Consider the following 19,191-nt stretch of genomic DNA (forward strand, 5'->3'; position numbering starts at 1 on the left):
GTTATTTTACAAAGATGTCTTTCAACTGACCAATGACGTTACCGCTGCCGGAAATGGTGATCTCCCCAATTTTATCCGCAATTTTTTCAACGTATTCCATCTCTTTCAATTTCCATAACATCTCATTTTCTTCCATTAATTTGGCAGTATTCAATAAACTGCGTGTTGCTGCCGTTTCTTCACGTCGCATGATGCTGTTTGCCTGTGCTTTTTTCTCGGCCACCAATACCTGGTTCATAATTTCCTTCATATCGCCCGGTAAGATCACATCGCGGATACCGGCATCGGAAACCGTTAAGCCCAACTCACTGATTCTGGCTGCTGTTTCCTGCAAGATAATTTCGGCAATGGTATCTTTTTTATTCAATAATTCATCCAGGGTCAAACTTCCCACAAAAGCACGCAATGCCAACTGCATCATAATATACAATTGTTTTTCGGTATCTTTATTAATAACCAATGCTTTAATAATATCGGTTATCTGATAACGTACAAAAAAATTAATGCGTAAGGCCGCTTTATCTCTCGTTAATAATTCCTGACCGGAGATCTCCATTTGTTGCTGGCGGACATCGATTGTCCGTACTTCTACAGTGGTATTATTCTTCCAGAAATAATGCATTCCAGCTGTCAATTCTTTGATGAACACACCGTTAATATACAACAATGCTTTTTCATGGCTCAAAACCAAAAAGCGGCGTACATAATTGCTGATGCGGATGTTGTCCAATAAAGTTATCGGAACAGCTTCTGTAATATCCACTTTGGATAAATCGACCGTAATAAATTCCCGTTTGATAAAACCTTTCCAAAAGGCATAACGGCCGGCTGTCATTACTTCTTTAAAGTTACCGTTTTCAAATTGCAATACAATCTGATCATCAGCTACTTCAACAACCGTTAACATAGCTGCCAATACTTCATTCTGCATGATATAATTTAATTCATACTGGGAATGAAAGGCAGTATTGTTATCGTAAATAACCACTTCCTTATTACCGAAAATCCAGTAAGAACCTTCCTGTAATACCTGAATCAATTTCTGATTCTGGAAAACCAAAGCGGTTTGTAAAGCTTTAATATGTATTTTTTTTAACATAACTGTATTTTTTAAATTTTTAAATCTTTTAATAAAAACGATGGCCGTTGTTTCCTGAAAAGGACGGAAAACAAGTGGTTTACAGATCCGCAGGAATGGTTTATGGCTATATTTCTTTTTCTAAAAAAAGAGCAAACAATAAAGCAAATCTGTTTTTCCATAAACAAAGCCTGATCTCAGGTCTTGTCAGGAATGTGATTATCGACATTGCAGGCAATAATCACCAACAAAGGCACAATCGTTTTCTGGTGCATTTTTTAGAGAAATGCCAACTCGGTCTCACAGACTTTTGGCCTGTAACAAAAACTACATTAGAAGTGTAGTACTCAACCAGACGAGCTAACGTATGTAAATACGCAGGGATTCGAACCCTTTTAAATGAAACAAGTCCCCTAAACTTGTGCGATTACCAATTTCGCAATTCCGTTTAACCGGAAGCAGGACTCGAACCTACAATTCATTGCTGCTTTTTTGGAAAACAGTAAAACCTTCAAATCAAGTTGCACAATAAAACTTAATACTGCTAAGCAAAGTATATTGCAATGGTGCTATACCGAAACACACAACAGGACTTGTCTGATATTTTTAAAATGTGTTTTAAACGTTGTCATGTATTACCAGACAAAGATTTCAACACAACTACGCAGTATATGTGCGTATATAAATATTTTTTCAAATTATTTTTTAATCCACGCAATAACAGTGTGTAAATATGTTAATCTGACGGATTCAAACCGGGTGATATTCGGAATATGGTTTACTTCCAGTAAATATTTTGTTCCGTTATCCCCGAGGATATAATCGTTTCCAATCATGTCCATCCGGAGTTTTTCCATCAGCTGTTTCGAATCTTCCAACAGTTCCGGATCGACCGGCATAAAGCAGGCTTCATCCGGATGTATCGATTTTAGCCAGGTTGCTCCTTCGAGCTTTATCTGCCAGGCTTCGGTACCGATAATCATGATCCGGACAGCCTCACCGCTAAAGAAAGGCTCAATCACGGAAGCTTCCTCACTTTTCCAGTATCCTGAAAAACGGTGTTTGTTTTCCCCGCAGTGCCAGTTGCCCCATTTTGCCACAGTATCCGTTTGAGTATCCATCTCGGTATCTTCCGAAATAAACCCTCTGGGTGAACTAAAACGGGAATACTGCATTGCTTTTACCAGGCACGGAATCTTTAGCCGGCAATCCATCATGCCGAGGGCATTTGGGAAACAATCGCCTCCCCATAGCGCCAGACCGGTTATAAAATCGAAATCGTTTTCATAAATTCCATAGTACACCACTTTGTCAATGGGCAGCATCCCTACTCCGGTTTGTTTTTCCATAAGCAGCGTTCCGTCTTTGATCAGTATTTTCGGTATGGCCTGATGCCAGACGATATGGCCCTGGTAATTCGCCTGTATAATGTCGTATTCTTCCGGTTCAACCCCCACTAAGGCTATCCGGTTGTATAACAGCTTATCCATGGTACATCCGTTTTAAGTGTTCCTGATCCCGTCTGCCTGCCTGTCCTAAAGAACTTCCGTTGCAATAGCCAATATTTACAAAATCGTTTTCTTCGGTAATGATCCATTCTTTCCGGGTAACGGCTCCGGTATATCCCGAACCGTAATTGCCGGTAATTTTTTTGGTAGCCGGATCCACATTACCCCATTCCGGCGTTTTTCCATTGTAAAGCGGCTCCACAAAATAGATGATTCCTGTTTTTCCTGATTTCATTAAAAATCTTCCTGTTTCATCAGTATTGGTTAAAAACCTTTTTAAAATGTCTGGTCTCATAGCGTACCTTTTTTAAATTAAACTTCATTTTATTGTGGAACGGATCCGAATTGAACGAATACCTTCTGCGCTTCAGGCAGACGTGCACACCGGGTACACCACCATTCCGGCTGACTTTATGAGATTTCCGAGAGACAGTCGGAAATCCCAATAAGTCCGGTTCCTTTCTAAGAACTCCTGCGATTCCGGAAGGATTCGAACCTTCAACCTATTGATTAACAGTCAAGCGCTCTGCCAATTGAGCTACAGAATCTTTTGTAAGGGCATAAAAAAAGCACCTTGTATAAGGTGCTCATCAATTGTATAAGATTATCATGATCTTATGCATTATGAATACACCCGTATTCGCTGAAAGTCAAATCCAGTAAGAGGATTGCTTCCGATAGTATTTTTTACTGAATTGAAATTCATTTGTAATAGTGTTTTATATGTTGCCTGTATTCTTGTCATTGTTGTGCTGCAATTTTCTGCTGCAAAGATAAAGTTGAATTTTTCAACCGTGCAAATATTTTTTAATTTATTTTTCTGATTACCAGATAGTTACACATAATTTTAGAGCAAAGAAATCCCTGTCCGCTAACGAAAGCGGTTTACTGTTATTCTCAAATGGCTGTCTCTCATCTGATTACTGTTCAAGGCTATTTGGGACTATTATGATAATTCATTAAACATTTTTTTTCATTTTTTTATTCGGAATTCCATTCCGTAACTGTTTTTAACTATTTTTTGCTGTTCGCAGCAACCTTTTTTGCATATCTGCAATAAAAAAAGCGCCCTGAAATCAGGACGCTTTGCTATATTTTTAAACGTTTCTTACAATTTTGCGGATTGTTTAAACATCAAAATAATACCCATACGCCCTACGTTTGGCCGGGAAATCCCCTCCTAAACGATTATTACTATCCTGTGATAGTACAGCGATATGTCTTTTTTGTGTTTTCATTCCGATGCAAATGTAGGAAAAATTTCTTAACAAAAAAGCTCCGGATTTCCGGAGCTTTTCAAATCAAAAAAACGAAAAACTATTTTTTAATAATTTTCCGGGTGGCGGATTTGCCATTTTCAAAAGTGATCTGTAAAATATACATCCCTTCTGAAACTGCTGATAAATCAAGTGTATTGTTTTTATCTTCTTTTACCAGCTGTCCTGAATGGTTGTAAACTTTAACGGATTTCACCGCTGCATCCGACTGGATATTTACCACAGAAGTTGTTGGATTTGGATAAACAACATAGTTTGTTTTATCAAAATCGCCACTACCCATGGTTTCCTCAACAAGTAGTGTATAATCTTCAGCCTGTCCGTAGCTTTCCGTATTACAAGGAGCGATACTTTGTGATGCGAATTTTTTAAGCACTCTCATTCGGGTTGTTCCCAAAAAGGCTGTCTGCGGCACAGGAATCGTACCGGTTAATTCTTTTACATCAATTCCCGTTGAGTTGCTAATATAACCCAGTTCATATCCTTCTTCCGTTTCGAACGTTCCGTTCTGATTCCAGTCGATATAAACTTTAAAATAGCTGCTCAAACTTCCGTCCGTATTTCCTTTTAATTTAATAGGATAGTTTTGTCCTTTAACAACCGTTCCGGTAATTGCTGTAAAATCTTCATAGGCCGGACTTGTCAGGGCATTTGAAGTAACATTATTAATTCCTGCAAAATTAACCAGTGTGATCGGTTCCACTCCCTGAGGGAAAGCCGGCGTACAATAAACCGGTAACTGGTTGGTGATGGTAATCTGGATTTCACCAAAAATAGCCGTATCGGCAGTAGCGGTTGCTCTTACGGTAACCACTCCGTTTGTAACGGCCGTTACCAATCCTGTAGCAGAAACCGTTGCCATGCCCATATTATTGGAAACAGACCAGCTTACCTGCTGATTGGCATTTGCCGGTAAAGCCGCAGCTACTAACTGTAACGTACCGTGATTTGTGGTTATCGCTGCCGGTACATTATTTTCTGTAGTAACCACCACGCTGGTTACCGGAACAGTATTATCCGGTGCGGCATCAATTTTAAAATTGTCGAAAGAAAGATCGTAATCTCCGGCTGTTCTGTTGGCCGTTACTCTTATAGAAACATACTGCGTTGCATAAGCCGCCAGAGAGTATACTTTACTGATATAATTACCGGTTCCCTGTTCATTCTCAATATTGGTGATATTGGTCCAGGTAGTGCCGAAATCCGTAGAAACTTCTACCGTATAATTACCCCATGTAGCCAAAGGAGAATAGGGTGTAGAAAAGGCAGATTGTTTATAATCAAAACTCAACTGGTAGTTCGCCGGAAGCGGTCCTACATTTATGGTTTTGAATGTTCCTGTCGGTGCCGTGTTGTATAAGTTTTTATAGATATTATTACCGGTATTTCCTGTCGCACCTCTCTCGGTTCCGATTGTCCATCCGGTAGTTGTCCATCCGTTCGGAGTTGTAGTTCCTGTAAAAGGCTCCAGCCAAGGTGCCGGAGTGGTCAATATGGTCGTAAAAGATGTTTTAGTCCAGTTACTTTTATCGTTAGCTCCACACACACTTCTCACAAATACATAATATGTTGTACCGGATTGTAACTGTCCGATAGTCGCGGTTGTTTGTGTTGTTTGCAATAAAAGATCCGTTAAACCAGGAGCCGTATTGGTGTCGGAAATAAAATATTCATATCCTCCGTTTGGCGCTCCTGCATTCGAATCAAAATTCCAGCTGATCGCCGCCTGATTCGGAGTAATTCCCGATACAGTAAGGGTAACCGGTGATAAACATGACGGAATTGCTTCCCATACCACATCGTCTACAAATACATTCGAATAGGTTGTACTTCCTTTTCTTTTTAATCCGATAAAAGAATCCGTACCGGTATAGCTTGTAAAATATACAGTAAACTCCTTGTATTCCGTTGTAAGTTCCGTAACACTTCCAAATGGGGTAAACACTGCTGTAGCACTATTGTTATCCAGCGTTCCGATCTGGATATTGTTTCCTGCCGTCGTAGAACTTCTTCTTGCCTTGAATCGCAATCTGTAGTTTCCGGCATTTAAATTGGTTAACTGCGGGCTTACCAATATAACGTCTACACCGGCATTATCAGTATTCGCACCGGAATTGTATAGATTCACGGCATTAGGCGTACTGCTGCCACTGGTACTGCTCGTCGCAACCGATGAAGAGCCTGTACCGGTTCCTCTGATTATTTTACTCCAGCAACCGGCTAAATCCGGTGTAACGGCATTGTCGAAGTTTTCATTAAACGCCGCAACAGGAAGACACAAAGTGGTTAGGTTTCCAACGCTTGAATAAGCACTGTTGCAACCGTTATTGGCCCTTACCCTGTAGTAATATTTTGTACTGTTGCTGATATTCTGAACTGCATACGTCAACGCTGCCTGTGCACTAAAAGGGGAACCGGCAATCTGACTGGTAAAATTAGCATCGGTAGCCACTTCAACAAAATAGGCAACTGCTGCTGCCGATCCGCCGGCAGAAGCAACCCAATTCAAGTCGAAAGAAGTTGCCGTAATGTTTGCATTTGTAACCGTTCCCGGTGCTGCCGGACAGGTGGTAATGTTTTGCGATACCGGATTGGCTGCATTATAAAGCGGTCCGCCGGAGCAGGCACTGTTATAAGCAAAAACGGTAAAGGTATAAGCTGTATTTCCGGTTAATGCTGAACTCACAAACGTTAGTGATGCGGTATTGGAAACAATATAACCGCCCAGTCCTGTTCCGGTGGCATAGGTCGTACCGTTAACCGGTGGCGTTGGAGCTGTTCCCAGCGGTGTTCTCACAACCAGGTATTTGTCAACTGCCGGTGATGCCGCTTCAAACACTCCGTTAACCGTAGTTCCGGCCACTGTTAGCACTAAATTGGATGGCTGTGCAACAGGTGCCACACATGGTGACGGTGGTGTCCATATAAAAGTATATCCGGATGTTGGCAATGAAGTTGAATTACAGGTAACACTTGACGAACTTGAGGTTCCCGCTGCGGTAGCCATCCAGTGGCTGTTTGCCGTTCCGCCTGCAGACCGGTTTGTATAATCTGCATCCGAAGCGCCTCTTAATCCAACCTGAACCAGTGCCGAAGTGGGCACTCCGGTGATTTTTAAATCATATACAATGGCGACAGTATTGTTTTCCCGCAAACGAATTTGAAAATTCCAGTCGAAATAACTGCTTACAGTAGCAGAAGACGAATACGGTCTGAAATGTTTCCACTCAATTACAAACTCACGGTTTGGAGCGGTTCCCACTACTTCATATCCTATGGATCCGGTTTTGCCCTCAATATTAAATAAGGCATTTAAATCGGAACCCACAGCACTGATTGCAGCAGTATATCCGGTACTGTTCGAGATCGGGCTTGTTAGCGACGAGCTCGGAGCGGTAGCTCCCAATGTAACAAAACCGTTTGTGCTTACTTTCGCACCGGAATAAGCAATATTGTTCAGCGTAAAAGCAAACGGTATGCTATTGTTCGGAATAGTGTAGATCACATCATCTAAAGAAGCCGAACCGGACAACGCTGTTGCTGTTGCCAGAACTACCGGATTGGCAAGTTCTGTATAAGTTCCCGGATTCTGGGAGAAAATGTAATTGGAAACCTGCGCAAAAGTGGCTATTGGCAGGAGAAAGAGTCCCAACAGAAAACATTTCATTTTCCATTGATACAACCTGAGGTTGCTTTGTTTTTTGTCATTTGAATACATAAATAAATAGTTTTACTGCATAGTTTTATTATTAATCCGGCAAAATTACTTATTTAGACTAAATAAAAATAAAAGAGATTTCTTAATGTCAAAAAATTATTTTTTTAGTTAATATTTATGTGGAATTTCCGGTTTTTAATAGATAAAATAATGCACCTGCTATTTTTATCCAAAATTTTAATGGTCGTCAAAAATGCTTTGCGGCTGCACTTTGCCCGGATTTTTAAAGAAAAAATAAAACAGGACTCCTGCAAGGCCGAATCACTGTTATTACAGGGTTCTTTTTTAAAACTTTTTGTAACTTTAAGAACAATCAAAACGGCAACTGTATGAAATCGTTTCGCTTCATTTTTTTGATCCTAATCACAACCCACATGACATTAAAAGCACAGGACTATAAAGAAGATATACTGGGAGCCGGTTTTGAGCAAACCGTTATCCGGCAGCCGGACGACTACGAAGGCAGCGTAATTACAACCCTGATCCGTAAAAAGGCAGTCCATACCACTAACAGGGCGGTACTGTACATTCACGGTTTTAACGATTATTTCTTCCAGAAGGAAATGGCGGAAGAATTTACCCGGCACAACTATAATTTTTATGCTGTTGACCTGCGCAAATACGGCCGCGCTCACCTGCCCCATCAAAAACTGAATAATGTCCGTGATCTGACCGAATATTATGCCGATATCGATTCGGCTTTGCAGATCATTCAAAAAGAAGGGAATCAAAAAGTACTGTTGAGCGGTCATTCAACCGGAGGCTTAGTAGCCGCACTTTATGCCGATTCGCATAACGGCAGTCCGTTTTTTAGTGCTGTGTTCCTAAACAGCCCGTTTTTTGATTTCAACATGAATGCCATTGTTAAAAAAATAGGGATTCCCTATATCGCTAAAAAAGGGTTGAAAAAACCGGATAAAACCATCAAAGGCGGTTTTACAGAACTCTACGGCAAAAGTCTGCATAAAAACGACTACGGCGAATGGGATTATAACCTGAACTGGAAACCGCATATCGCTCCCGAAGTCAATTATGGTTTTATCAGGGCGATTCATTCCGGTCATCAAAAAGTAAAAGACAGCCTGACCATTGATAAACCCGTTTTGGTACTGTTTTCTAAAAAATCCATAACCGAAAAAAAGTGGAGTGATGTCCTGTTTACCGGCGATGCAATTCTAAACGTTAAGGATATCGAATCGGGTGCCCGAAAAATAAAAGGATTAGTAACCCTTAAGCCCATTGATGGCGGGCTGCACGATTTGATTCTTTCTCCAAAACCGGTAAGGGAGAATGTCTATAAAGTGCTGTTTTATTGGCTTGATGACTTTATGAATTAATGTTATTCCGCTTTATTTTACTATTTTAGCCAAAATAAAACTGTTAATTTTTTTTAAATAATAACACTTAATCTGTAGCTTTTAAGAACTTTTTAACAAAAAACAAGTTTAGTCTTTAAAAAAATAAGAAAACACTAATTCTTACATTATGAGAACAATTTAATTCCTAAAACAAGCTGTTTATAGTATTTTTGTACTAATATTGTTATAGTGAACCATTACAATTTTAACATAATACTAATTCGTTAGATTTATATTATAGTATTATTAACTGATCAATGACTAATAAGCCATTAAGTACTTCCCTTTTATTAGTTTTGTTATTTTCCCAGCTTGGATACAGCCAGACAGGAAAAATAACCCAAAAAGAGATTTCTAAAATGATTACTGCTTCCAGTGATTACATGCTCAACCTGAAGTGTGAAGAATCGCTGAATCTCGCCAAAAAAGCACTGAATCAGGCCTATCAGATCAACGACAAAGCCCTTATTGCCAAAGCGTATAACATTATCGGACTGAACTATGAAGAGTTTTCCGATTTTAAAAAGGCGATTACCTACTATGAAAAAGGGCTTCACTATGCTAATCAGACAACAAACGATACCATTAAAGACTGGCTGCACAATAACCTGGGCAGCGCCTATTGTTTCCATAAACTTGATTTTGAAAAAGGGATTGACCATTATAAAAAAGGACTGTTCTATTCTAAGAAATTAAAGGATACCAACGAAATTATTTATACCCGGCTGAATATTGCCAGTGCCTATTTTGAGATTAAAGACTTTCAAAAAGGAATTTACTACCTGAAAGACATTGAAAATATTGTCATGGAAAGTGATGAACTGGAAGCTAAAATTTCCCTTAATTCTCTTTTAGGTTCCTATTATACGCATACCAACAATTTTAAAACTGCAGAAGCTTTCTATCAGAAAGCCCTGGAGCTTTGCGAAAAAAACAAGATCGAATTCCTGCAAACCAATGCCTGTGAGCTCTACAAAGATTTTGCGCAATACTACTTTAAAATTAAGGACTATAAAAATGCCTACCTGTATCTTGACAAATACACCACTACCAAAAACAAGATCTATAACGATCAGCGGATCAGTGAGGTTGAAAAAGCCGGAAATCAGATTGAACTGGATGAATACAAAAGACAGATCAGCCAGATTGAAAGTGAAAAGCAATTACAGGCAAGAAGCTTGCATCAATCGCGAATTATCGTTGTATTGTTTATCATCACATTACTGTTTTTACTGCTCTTCCTGTTCTCTTTATATAAGAACAATGAGATCCGTAAAAAGATCAACCGCGACCTGAAAACGGCCAATAAACAGCTTCAAAAAGCAAAAGAACAGGCCGAAGAAGTATCCCAGCTAAAATCCCAGTTCATTTCGACAATTAGTCACGAATTGCGAACACCGCTTTACGGTGTGGTGGGTATTACCGACATCATTGCCGATGAGCACAAAGAATTGTCCAACAGTTCCTATCTGAAATCGTTGAAGTTTTCGGCAAGATACCTGTTGTCTTTAGTGAACGATATTTTACAGGTTTATAAAATTGATGAAAAGAAAATAACCCTCGACAACACGGCTTTTAATGTTATTGAAGACCTGCACCAGGTAACGGACAGCCTGATGTTCCTGGCTGAGAAAAATCAAAACAAACTGACGCTTGAAGTGGACGAAGATATCCCGCAGCTGTTAATCGGCGACCGGGTGCGTTTGTCGCAGATCTTTATGAACCTGATTGGGAATGCGCTTAAATTCACTCATAACGGACAGGTAAAAATCAACGTACAGCTGCTCCGGACCGAAGGAACATTCGTTTACCTGCAATTTGAGGTAATCGACAACGGTATCGGAATTGCCGAAGCCGACCAGGAAAAGGTTTTTGAAAAATTCGTACAGATCGAACGCAAAGAAGACGACTATCAGGGAACCGGTCTGGGACTGCCTATCGTTAAACAGCTAATCGGGCTTTTTAATGGTGAAATACACATTGAAAGTGAAGAAAATGTAGGAACCAAAATGACCTTTATCATTGGTTTTGAATCCGATAAGGACAAAATAAAAGAATATACCAATGATCTGGAAGTGGATTTTGTACACCAGAAAAGCTATAAAATACTGGTGGTGGAAGACAACAAAATCAACCAGCTGGTTACCAAGAAAATACTGGACGACAGCAATTTTGAAAGTATTATTGTCGACAACGGCTACCATGCCATTGAACTGCTCGAAAAAGAACCGTTCGATATCGTATTAATGGACATTAACATGCCTATGATCAACGGTTTTGAAACCACCAGGCTCATCCGGGAAAAAGGCATCACGATTCCTGTTATTGCGCTTACGGCTTTCGACAAACAGGAAATATCCGAACAGGTATATGCTTCCGATATGAACGGCATTATCATAAAACCTTTCGAACCCAAACAGCTGTATCAGATGATTGTAAACCTGTGTCAGCCGGTTGCCTAACCGATAATCCGGTTATCTTTTAAAAAAAATACGGCAGTAATCCGCAGTACATGTTTCCGATAATCGTTTAACTTTCCTACTTTTACCATTCCTTAACCACCAATCGAATGATTAAAATCCTGCTGCTGGAAGACGATTTAGTACTCTCTAAAGAAATTCATGACTTTTTAAAATCAAAAGACATCGAATGCGACTGCGTTTTTGACGGAGAAGTTTTTTTCAGACAACTAAAAACCGATAAATACAATATCTATTTACTCGATATCAATGTACCAAAGCTGAACGGATTGGATGTTTGTACCAAAATCAGGGAAACAGACAAAACCACCCCTATTTTAATGATTAGTGCCTATGGTGATCTGACCGATAAAGTGGATGCCTTCCAGCTGGGAGCCGACGATTACCTGGTAAAACCGTTTCACCTGGAAGAACTGCTGATACGGGTACTGGCGTTACTGCGCAGAAGCAGCACCCCGCAAAATGAAGAAGAACTGATTGTTATAGACGACCTGGAAATCTCACCGTCTACCATGACCGTAAAACGCGCCAATACCGTTATCGAACTCACCCAGAAAGAATACCAGCTGTTGTTATTACTGGCACGGGCAAAAGGCAGAACGCTTTCCAAACAAAGTATTTCCGAACAAATCTGGGATGCCCATTTTGACACCAACCTGAATACCATAGAAGTGTATATCAATTTCCTGAGAAAGAAAATTGACCGGAATTATGAAACCAAACTGATTCACACCCGCCCCGGATTCGGATATTACCTAAAAGACGAATAATGACTTTAAAAAGACGAATAGCCGTAAACGTAAGTATTGCTTTCTCCGTAATTTACGGCATATCCGCTATTTTCATTTATATCTCTTTTTCTTCTTTCAGAAAAGAAGAATTCATGGAACGCCTGGAAGAAAAAGCGCTTACCACAACCAAATTATTACTTGAAGTAAAAGACATTGACAATCAGATTTTGAAGCTGATAGATCAAAATACAATCAATAAATTGTATAACGAAAAGACGCTTATTTTCGACAGCCGCTACAAACTGATCTACAGCAGTATTGACGATGCTTCCGTAAAATGGGACGTCAATTTTTTACAGAATATCAAGAAACACAAAAAAATATATTCTTTCGAAAAAGAAAAAGATGTTCTGGGGGTTTTCCACATTTACAACAATACCGACTATTATATCATCATTGCCGCCGAAGACAAATCGGGAATCAGCAAGCTCGAATATTTATACCAGATCCTGATCATTTCCTTCTTTATCGGAACCACTCTGGTTTGGCTGACAACCTATTTCTTTATCCGGAAACTGCTGGAACCGCTGGACAATTTCCAGAAGATCATTACCAGTATCTCCATTAACAAACTGAATACCCAGCTCATTGAATCCTCAAAAGCAGACGAAATTAACGTACTGTCCAAAGCCTTCAACCAGATGCTGCTGCGTATTGAAAAATCCTATCTGGCGCAAAAAGAGTTTACCTCCAATGCCTCACACGAGCTGCGAACACCCATAAGCCGGCTGACGCTGCAACTGGATAACCTGATCCAGCAGGGCGGCCATTCCGAAAACACACTCAATTACCTCAATAGCATGAGCAAAGACGTCAGCCAGATTTCCGACCTGATCAACTCCTTGCTATTGTTGGCCCAGATTAACGCTTCCAGCTTTAGCAGCGGTTTCCAGAAGGAACGTATTGATGAAATCATCTTCCAGGAATATGAAAAAACGGTAAAAAACTTTACCGATTTCCAGATGAACTTCGAAATCAGCAATAGCGAATCCGACCTCGAAATCAGAGGCATCAAATCGTTACTGGAAATCGTGTTTGGCAACCTTTTTAAAAATGCCTACCTCTACTCTTCCGACAAAAAGATCAACGTTGCCATTGAAGACAGCAACGACGGAACTGTGGTGATACAACTCAGCAATAAAGGCGAAAAACTGCCGCCGGAAGAAGAGAAAAAGATCTTCAACTCATTCGTAAGGGGAACCAAGAACCAGACCATTCAGGGTTCCGGTCTGGGATTGCGCATTGCCAAGCGAATCCTGGATCTCCACGAAGCAAAACTGGCGTATACGTACATTGATCAAACCGGATTTCATCAGTTTACAATTATTTTTCCTACTTAATTCTTTCATAAAAACCACCTTAAATGCATTTTTAAGCTTTTTTTAAGGTCGGCTTTAAGGCTGTTTTAAGGTACGTGATAGCATCTTTGTAAAGAATTTAATTCTTTTACAGATGAGAGTACTACCTTTTATATGCACACTGCTATTTTTTCAGCTGACTTTTTCGCAGAAAGCGCTTACGCTAAAAGACTGCGAAGATGCCATGCAGCAAAATAACTACCAGCTACTGGCCGAACAATACAATATCACCGCTTCCAGAGCTGCCGTTATTCAGGCTAAAATCTGGGATCATCCCAATCTTTCCCTTGCCGTTAATGCTATTAACCCCGATGAAAAGAGATATTTTGATGCCGGTAAAAACGGGCAGAAAGCGATTGCTGTAGACCAGCTAATCCACATTGGCGGTAAAAAGAGAAATGAAATCAAACTGGCCAAATCCAATGTAGCTCTTGCCGAACTGCAATTTGAAGAATTAATGCAGGATTTAAAGCACGAATTAAGACAAAGCTTCTATGCGGTTTTCTTCGACCTGAAAAAAATTGCCAGCATCGAATCGCAGACCAAACAAATCGAAGACCTGCTGCAATCGTATGAAGTACAGGCAGACAAAGGAAACATTCCGTTAAAAGATGTGGTAAGGCTGCAATCCTTACTGTTAAACCTTAAAAATGACCGTATCGCTATCCAGAAAGAAATAACCGAGCAAAAAAAGAGCCTGGTTATCCTGACCGGAATAGATGAAGAAATTGTACCATCGGCCGACGAAAATGAACTGATCTTGACCTTTAACGCTCCAAAATATAACGAAAGCGAATTATTCAATATTGCCAAAGAAAAAAACCCGGAATACCTGAGCTCCCTAAAACAGGTGGAAAGTCAGGAACTGGCCGTAAAACTGCAAAAATCCCTTTCCGTACCGGATATCACTGCCGGACTTGCCTACGATCAGGTGGGTGGTGCGTTTAAAAACGAGGTAAACTTTACATTGGGTATCCCGCTTCCGCTTTGGAACAGAAACAAAGGAAACATTAAAGTGGCCGAAGCACAACTGGGTCAGGTAAAAGCAAACAAAGACTTTAAAACCTTAGAATTAAAAAATGAAGTCAACGGAGCGCTTTCTATCTGGAAAGAACAAAAAACACAATATACGTCCCTGTCCAAAACCATCAACCAGAACCTTGATCTGGTTTACCAGGGCATTCTGAAAAACTTTCAGCGACGCAATATCTCATTATTAGAGTTCACCGATTTTATGGAAAGCTATAACCAAAGCACATTACAGCTGAACGAAATGAGAAAACAACTGATACTATCCGGAGAACAAATCAATCATATTACCAATACAACTATTTTCTAAGATGAAATATACATTTATAACTTGCCTGTCCCTGCTTGCTTTACTTTCTTGTCAGGACAAAGAAAAAAAAGCAGAAATAAAAGAAACCTTCGTGCTAAGCAACAAAATGCTGCAAACAACCAAAACGGCACCGGTAACCCTACAGCCGCTGCGAAACGAGTTGAATTATTACGGTAAAATCACGACCGATAACAACAAAACCATTGAAGTATTCCCGGTTGTTGGCGGTAGTGTTGCAAAAGTATATGTACAATTGGGTGATTATGTAAACAAGGGCCAGCTGCTGGCAACCATCAGAAGTACCGAAGTAGCCGATTTTGAAAAACAACTGGACGATGCTAAAAACGATGTGATTGTGTCCAAAAACAACCTGAAAGTAGCCCAGGAACTATTTGAAGGAAAATTAAATTCCGACAGAGATGTTATTGAAGCCAAAAGCAATTACGACAAAGCCAAGTCCCAGTTGCAGCGCATCCAGGAAACGTATAAGATATACAATATCAAATCGGGTGCTATCTATGAAGTGCGTTCCCCGTTGAGCGGTTTTATCATCCAGAAAAACATCAACGAAAACATGCTGCTTCGCGACGACCGCAGCGATAATATTTTTGACATCGCCGAAATCAACGATGTATGGGCTATCGCCAATGTAACCGAAAGTGAGATCAACGAGATCAAACTGGGCGAAAATGCGGCCGTATCCACGTTGAGTTACCCTGATAAAATATTCAGCGGAAAAGTCGACAAGATTTTCAACATCATCGATCCGGATACGAAAGCCATGAAAGTGCTGATCAAACTGAATAATCCCGATTATGTCCTGAAACCGGAAATGAGAGCATCGATCAAGATCTCTTATGTGGAAAAAGACAAAGAAATGCTTTCTGTTCCCGCTTCCGCCGTGATATTTGACAAGAGTAAGAATTTTGTAATCATTTATAAAGACCGGAACAATATCGAAACCCGCCAGGTTGAAGTATTCCGCCAGGTTGGAGACACCGCCTATATTTCTTCCGGAATCAGTGCAGGAGAAAAAGTAATGACACACAATCAATTGCTAGTTTATGGCGCCTTAAATGATTAATTATGAATAAATTTATCAGAAACATAATTGCTTTTTCCCTAAAGAACAAAGCATTCACCTTTTTTTGGGTTGGAATTCTTGTCATATCAGGATTTGTAGCCTTTAAAAACATGCCCATCGAAGCCTTCCCGGACGTAACCAATACCCAGATTATTATCGTTACCGAATGGAATGGCCGAAGCGCCGAAGAAATTGAACGTTTTGTAACGACTCCTATCGAGATTTCGATGAACTCTGTTCAGAAAAAAACGAGTGTGCGAAGTATTACAATGTTTGGTCTGTCGGTTATCAAAATTATCTTTGAAGATGATGTCGACGACTTTTTTGCCCGCCAGCAGGTAAACAACCAGCTGCGTACCGTTTCCCTGCCCGATGGTGTGGATCCGGACGTACAGCCGCCTTACGGGCCAACCGGGGAAGTATTCCGCTATGTGCTGAAAAGTAAAGACCGGGACACCCGCGACCTGCTAACCTACCAGAACTGGGTAATAGACCGTCAGTTAAGAGCCGTTCCCGGTGTAGCCGATGTGGTTGCTTTTGGCGGACAGGAAAAAACCTATGAGATCAGTGTAGATCCGGGACGTTTGTCTAAATACAACATTACACCGCTGGAAGTATTTGATGCGGTAAACAAAAGTAACCTGAACGTAGGTGGTGACGTTATCGAGAAGAACGGCCAGGCCTATGTGGTTCGTGGTGTCGGGTTGTTAAGCTCCATTGAAGACATCCAGAACATTATTGTGGCCGATGCCGGCGGTAATCCCGTATTGGTAAAAAACCTTGCCGATGTGGCCGAAAGCTCCTATCCGCGTGTCGGACAGGTTGGTCTTGACAAAAACAACGATGTTGTGGAAGGAATTATCGTGATGCGAAAAGGCGAAAATCCGAAAGAAGTACTGACGAAAATCAAGGAAAAAGTAAACGAAATCAACGATAACGTATTGCCGAAAGACATCAAAATGGTTACTTTTTACGACCGTGATGACCTGATGAATTTCACAACGGCAACCGTAATGCACAACCTTTTTGAGGGAATCATTTTCGTAACCGTAATTGTATTCCTTTTTATGGCCGACTGGCGAACGACTTTAACCGTTGCCATCATCATACCGCTGTCGCTGCTTTTTGCCTTCCTGTGTTTGAAAATAAAGGGCATGAGTGCCAACCTGCTATCCTTAGGAGCCGTCGATTTCGGTATCATTATTGACGGAGCCGTCGTCATGGTCGAAGGGATATTTGTAACGCTGGACCATCTCGCCCATAAAAAGGGTATGAAAGCCTACAACAAGCTGGCTATTGGTAGCGTGATCAAAAAAACCGGTACAGAAATGGGGAAAGCTATTTTCTTCTCCAAACTGATCATCATTACCGCCCTGATCCCTATTTTCTCTTTCCAGAAAGTAGAAGGAAAAATGTTTGCACCATTAGCCTATACCCTTGGTTTTGCCTTGCTGGGAGCCTTGCTGTTCACGCTTACGCTGGTGCCGGTATTGTCCCATATATTACTGAATAAGAACGTTAAAGAAAAGAACAACCCGTTTGTGAACTTCTGGAACAGAATCGTAGAAAAAGGATTCCGCTTCACCTTTAAACACAAACAAAAAACACTGTTCGTTTCGATAGCCTTTATGATTTTAACCTTTATATCGGCCAAGTTTTTAGGAACGGAATTTTTACCGCAGCTTAATGAAGGAGCTTTATGGGTAACGGCCGAAATGCCTATCAGTACGTCGCTTCCGGAAAGTAATAAAATATCGGCCGAAATACGGACCATCCTGGGAAGCTTCCCGGAAGTGGAACAGGTATTGTCGCAAACCGGAAGAAGTAACGACGGAACCGACCCGAACGGATTTGGATTCGCCCAGTTCCAGGTTGACCTTTATCCGAAAAAAGAATGGAAAAGACACATATCGCAGGAACAGCTCATAGACCAGATGGATGCCAAACTGAAACAGATTCAGGGAATTACCTATAACTATTCGCAGCCGGTAATTGACAACGTGGCGGAAGCGGTAGCCGGATTTAAAGCGTCCAATGCCGTAAAAATTTACGGGGACGACCTGAACAAACTGGATGAACTGGCCACCAAAGTATTGGCACAGATCAGAAATATTGACGGTATTAAAGACGTGGGTATATTAAGAAACGTCGGACAACCGGAAGTAAGCGTTATCCTGGACAGGGAAAAAATGGCCGCTTACGGTGTTACCCTTGCCGATGCACAGGCAGTACTGGAAATGGCTTTTGGAGGAAAAACAGCTACCCAGAAATATGAAGGAGAGAAAAAATTTGATGTTCGTGTCCGTTATACAAAAGAATACCGAAAAGATGAAAAAGATCTGGCACAATTAAAGGTTCCGACCATTGACGGCGTAAAAATCCCGTTGAAAGAGATTGCCACGATTAAAAAGATCACCGGACCGGCTTTTATTTACCGCGATAACACCAAACGTTTTATTGCCGTTAAATTCTCTGTACGTGACCGTGATTTAGGAAGTACTATTGCCGAAGCACAATCGGTTATCAATAAAAAAGTAGAGCTTCCTTCCGGATACAGCTTCGGATGGACCGGTGAATTTGAAAACCAGGTAAGAGCGACACAACGTTTAAGTCAGGTCGTACCGATCAGTCTGGTTGGGATATTCGTCTTGCTCTTTATCATGTTTGGTAACATCAAAGATTCCCTGTTAGTACTGGCTAATGTACCGTTTGCCGTAATCGGTGGTATTATTGCGCTGCATGTAACCGGTATGAACTTCGGAATTTCGGCAGGTGTCGGATTCATTGCCCTGTTTGGTATCTGTATCCAGAACGGTGTGATCCTGATATCCGAATTCCATAAGAACCTCAAGGAAAAGCTCACGCTCAATGAGGCCATTATTGAAGCCGTAAAAATCAGAACCCGTCCGGTAGTAATGACTGCTTTAATGGCTTCCATCGGATTGTTACCGGCAGCGATTTCAACCGGAATCGGTTCCGAGTCACAAAAACCGCTTGCTATCGTAATTATTGGCGGACTGATAACCGCAACCATATTGACACTGTTGGTATTCCCGATTATCTTCTGGATATTCAACAAGAAAAAGCATCAGCCAATTGATTGATTGTAAACAATTTTTTTATTTGTTATTTTGGTTATTTGGAAAGGCCTCATCTCCGGATGAGGCTTTTTTTATACCGCTTTTATTACAACGGTAAAA

General features: G+C 40.7%; 12 protein-coding genes and 2 tRNA genes. 8 read left to right on the forward strand and 6 right to left on the reverse strand.

The genetic code is table 11. The features are described from left to right. Position 1: 1 nt before the first annotated feature. Positions 2-1,099: a slipin family protein gene (locus B3394_RS06430; RefSeq protein ID WP_286914338.1), complete on the reverse strand. Its 1,098-nt coding sequence runs from the start codon at positions 1,097-1,099 to the stop codon at positions 2-4. A 47-nt stretch (positions 1,100-1,146) separates the two neighbouring features. Between B3394_RS06430 and B3394_RS06435 the strand changes: the two genes are divergently transcribed. Then, positions 1,147-1,422: a hypothetical protein gene (locus tag B3394_RS06435; protein WP_286914341.1), complete on the forward strand. Its 276-nt coding sequence runs from the start codon at positions 1,147-1,149 to the stop codon at positions 1,420-1,422. A gap of 354 nt (positions 1,423-1,776) precedes the next feature. Here B3394_RS06435 and B3394_RS06440 read toward each other — a convergent pair whose 3' ends face one another. The 5 genes from B3394_RS06440 to B3394_RS06460 all read right to left on the reverse strand — a co-directional run bounded on the left by B3394_RS06440 (position 1,777) and on the right by B3394_RS06460 (position 7,581). Beyond that, positions 1,777-2,568, reverse strand: coding sequence for a hypothetical protein (locus B3394_RS06440; RefSeq protein ID WP_286914346.1), 792 nt, complete (start codon positions 2,566-2,568; stop codon positions 1,777-1,779). Beyond that, entirely contained in the window at positions 2,561-2,881 is a 321-nt protein-coding gene (locus B3394_RS06445; protein WP_286914349.1) for a hypothetical protein, read from the reverse strand. Before B3394_RS06445 ends, B3394_RS06440 begins: the two co-directional genes overlap by 8 nt. Positions 2,882-2,916: 35 nt before the next feature. Next, positions 2,917-2,989 (reverse strand) — tRNA-Phe (locus tag B3394_RS06450). Between the two features lie 72 nt (positions 2,990-3,061). Beyond that, positions 3,062-3,134, reverse strand: a tRNA-Asn gene (locus B3394_RS06455). A 769-nt stretch (positions 3,135-3,903) separates the two neighbouring features. Next, entirely contained in the window at positions 3,904-7,581 is a 3,678-nt protein-coding gene (locus B3394_RS06460) for a GEVED domain-containing protein (RefSeq protein WP_286914355.1), read from the reverse strand. 374 nt (positions 7,582-7,955) lie between these two features. On the opposite strand from B3394_RS06460, the gene B3394_RS06465 reads away from it, so the two are divergent. From B3394_RS06465 to B3394_RS06495, 7 genes are all read left to right on the forward strand, one after another. Then, positions 7,956-8,918 carry an alpha/beta hydrolase gene (locus B3394_RS06465; RefSeq protein WP_286914359.1) on the forward strand — a complete coding sequence of 321 codons (963 nt, stop codon included), beginning with the start codon at positions 7,956-7,958 and terminating at the stop codon, positions 8,916-8,918. Positions 8,919-9,196: 278 nt separating this feature from the next. Beyond that, entirely contained in the window at positions 9,197-11,401 is a 2,205-nt protein-coding gene (locus B3394_RS06470) for a tetratricopeptide repeat-containing hybrid sensor histidine kinase/response regulator (RefSeq protein ID WP_286914361.1), read from the forward strand. 107 nt (positions 11,402-11,508) lie between these two features. After that, on the forward strand, positions 11,509-12,189 hold the full coding sequence (locus B3394_RS06475) for a response regulator transcription factor (RefSeq protein WP_246296986.1): 681 nt from the start codon (positions 11,509-11,511) through the stop codon (positions 12,187-12,189). After that, on the forward strand, positions 12,189-13,550 hold the full coding sequence (locus B3394_RS06480; RefSeq protein ID WP_177734492.1) for a sensor histidine kinase: 1,362 nt from the start codon (positions 12,189-12,191) through the stop codon (positions 13,548-13,550). The genes B3394_RS06475 and B3394_RS06480 overlap by 1 nt, the downstream gene beginning before the upstream one ends. Positions 13,551-13,662: 112 nt before the next feature. Further along, positions 13,663-14,907 carry a TolC family protein gene (locus B3394_RS06485; protein WP_177734493.1) on the forward strand — a complete coding sequence of 415 codons (1,245 nt, stop codon included), beginning with the start codon at positions 13,663-13,665 and terminating at the stop codon, positions 14,905-14,907. 1 nt (position 14,908) lies between these two features. Further along, entirely contained in the window at positions 14,909-15,991 is a 1,083-nt protein-coding gene (locus B3394_RS06490; protein WP_177734494.1) for an efflux RND transporter periplasmic adaptor subunit, read from the forward strand. Positions 15,992-15,993: 2 nt separating this feature from the next. Then, positions 15,994-19,095, forward strand: a complete 3,102-nt coding sequence (locus B3394_RS06495) for an efflux RND transporter permease subunit (protein ID WP_177734495.1) — start codon at positions 15,994-15,996, stop codon at positions 19,093-19,095. Positions 19,096-19,191 lie beyond the last annotated feature (96 nt).

Origin of the sequence: Flavobacterium sp. UBA4197, from assembly GCF_002379575.1 — a bacterium.
GTDB lineage: Bacteria > Bacteroidota > Bacteroidia > Flavobacteriales > Flavobacteriaceae > Flavobacterium > Flavobacterium inviolabile.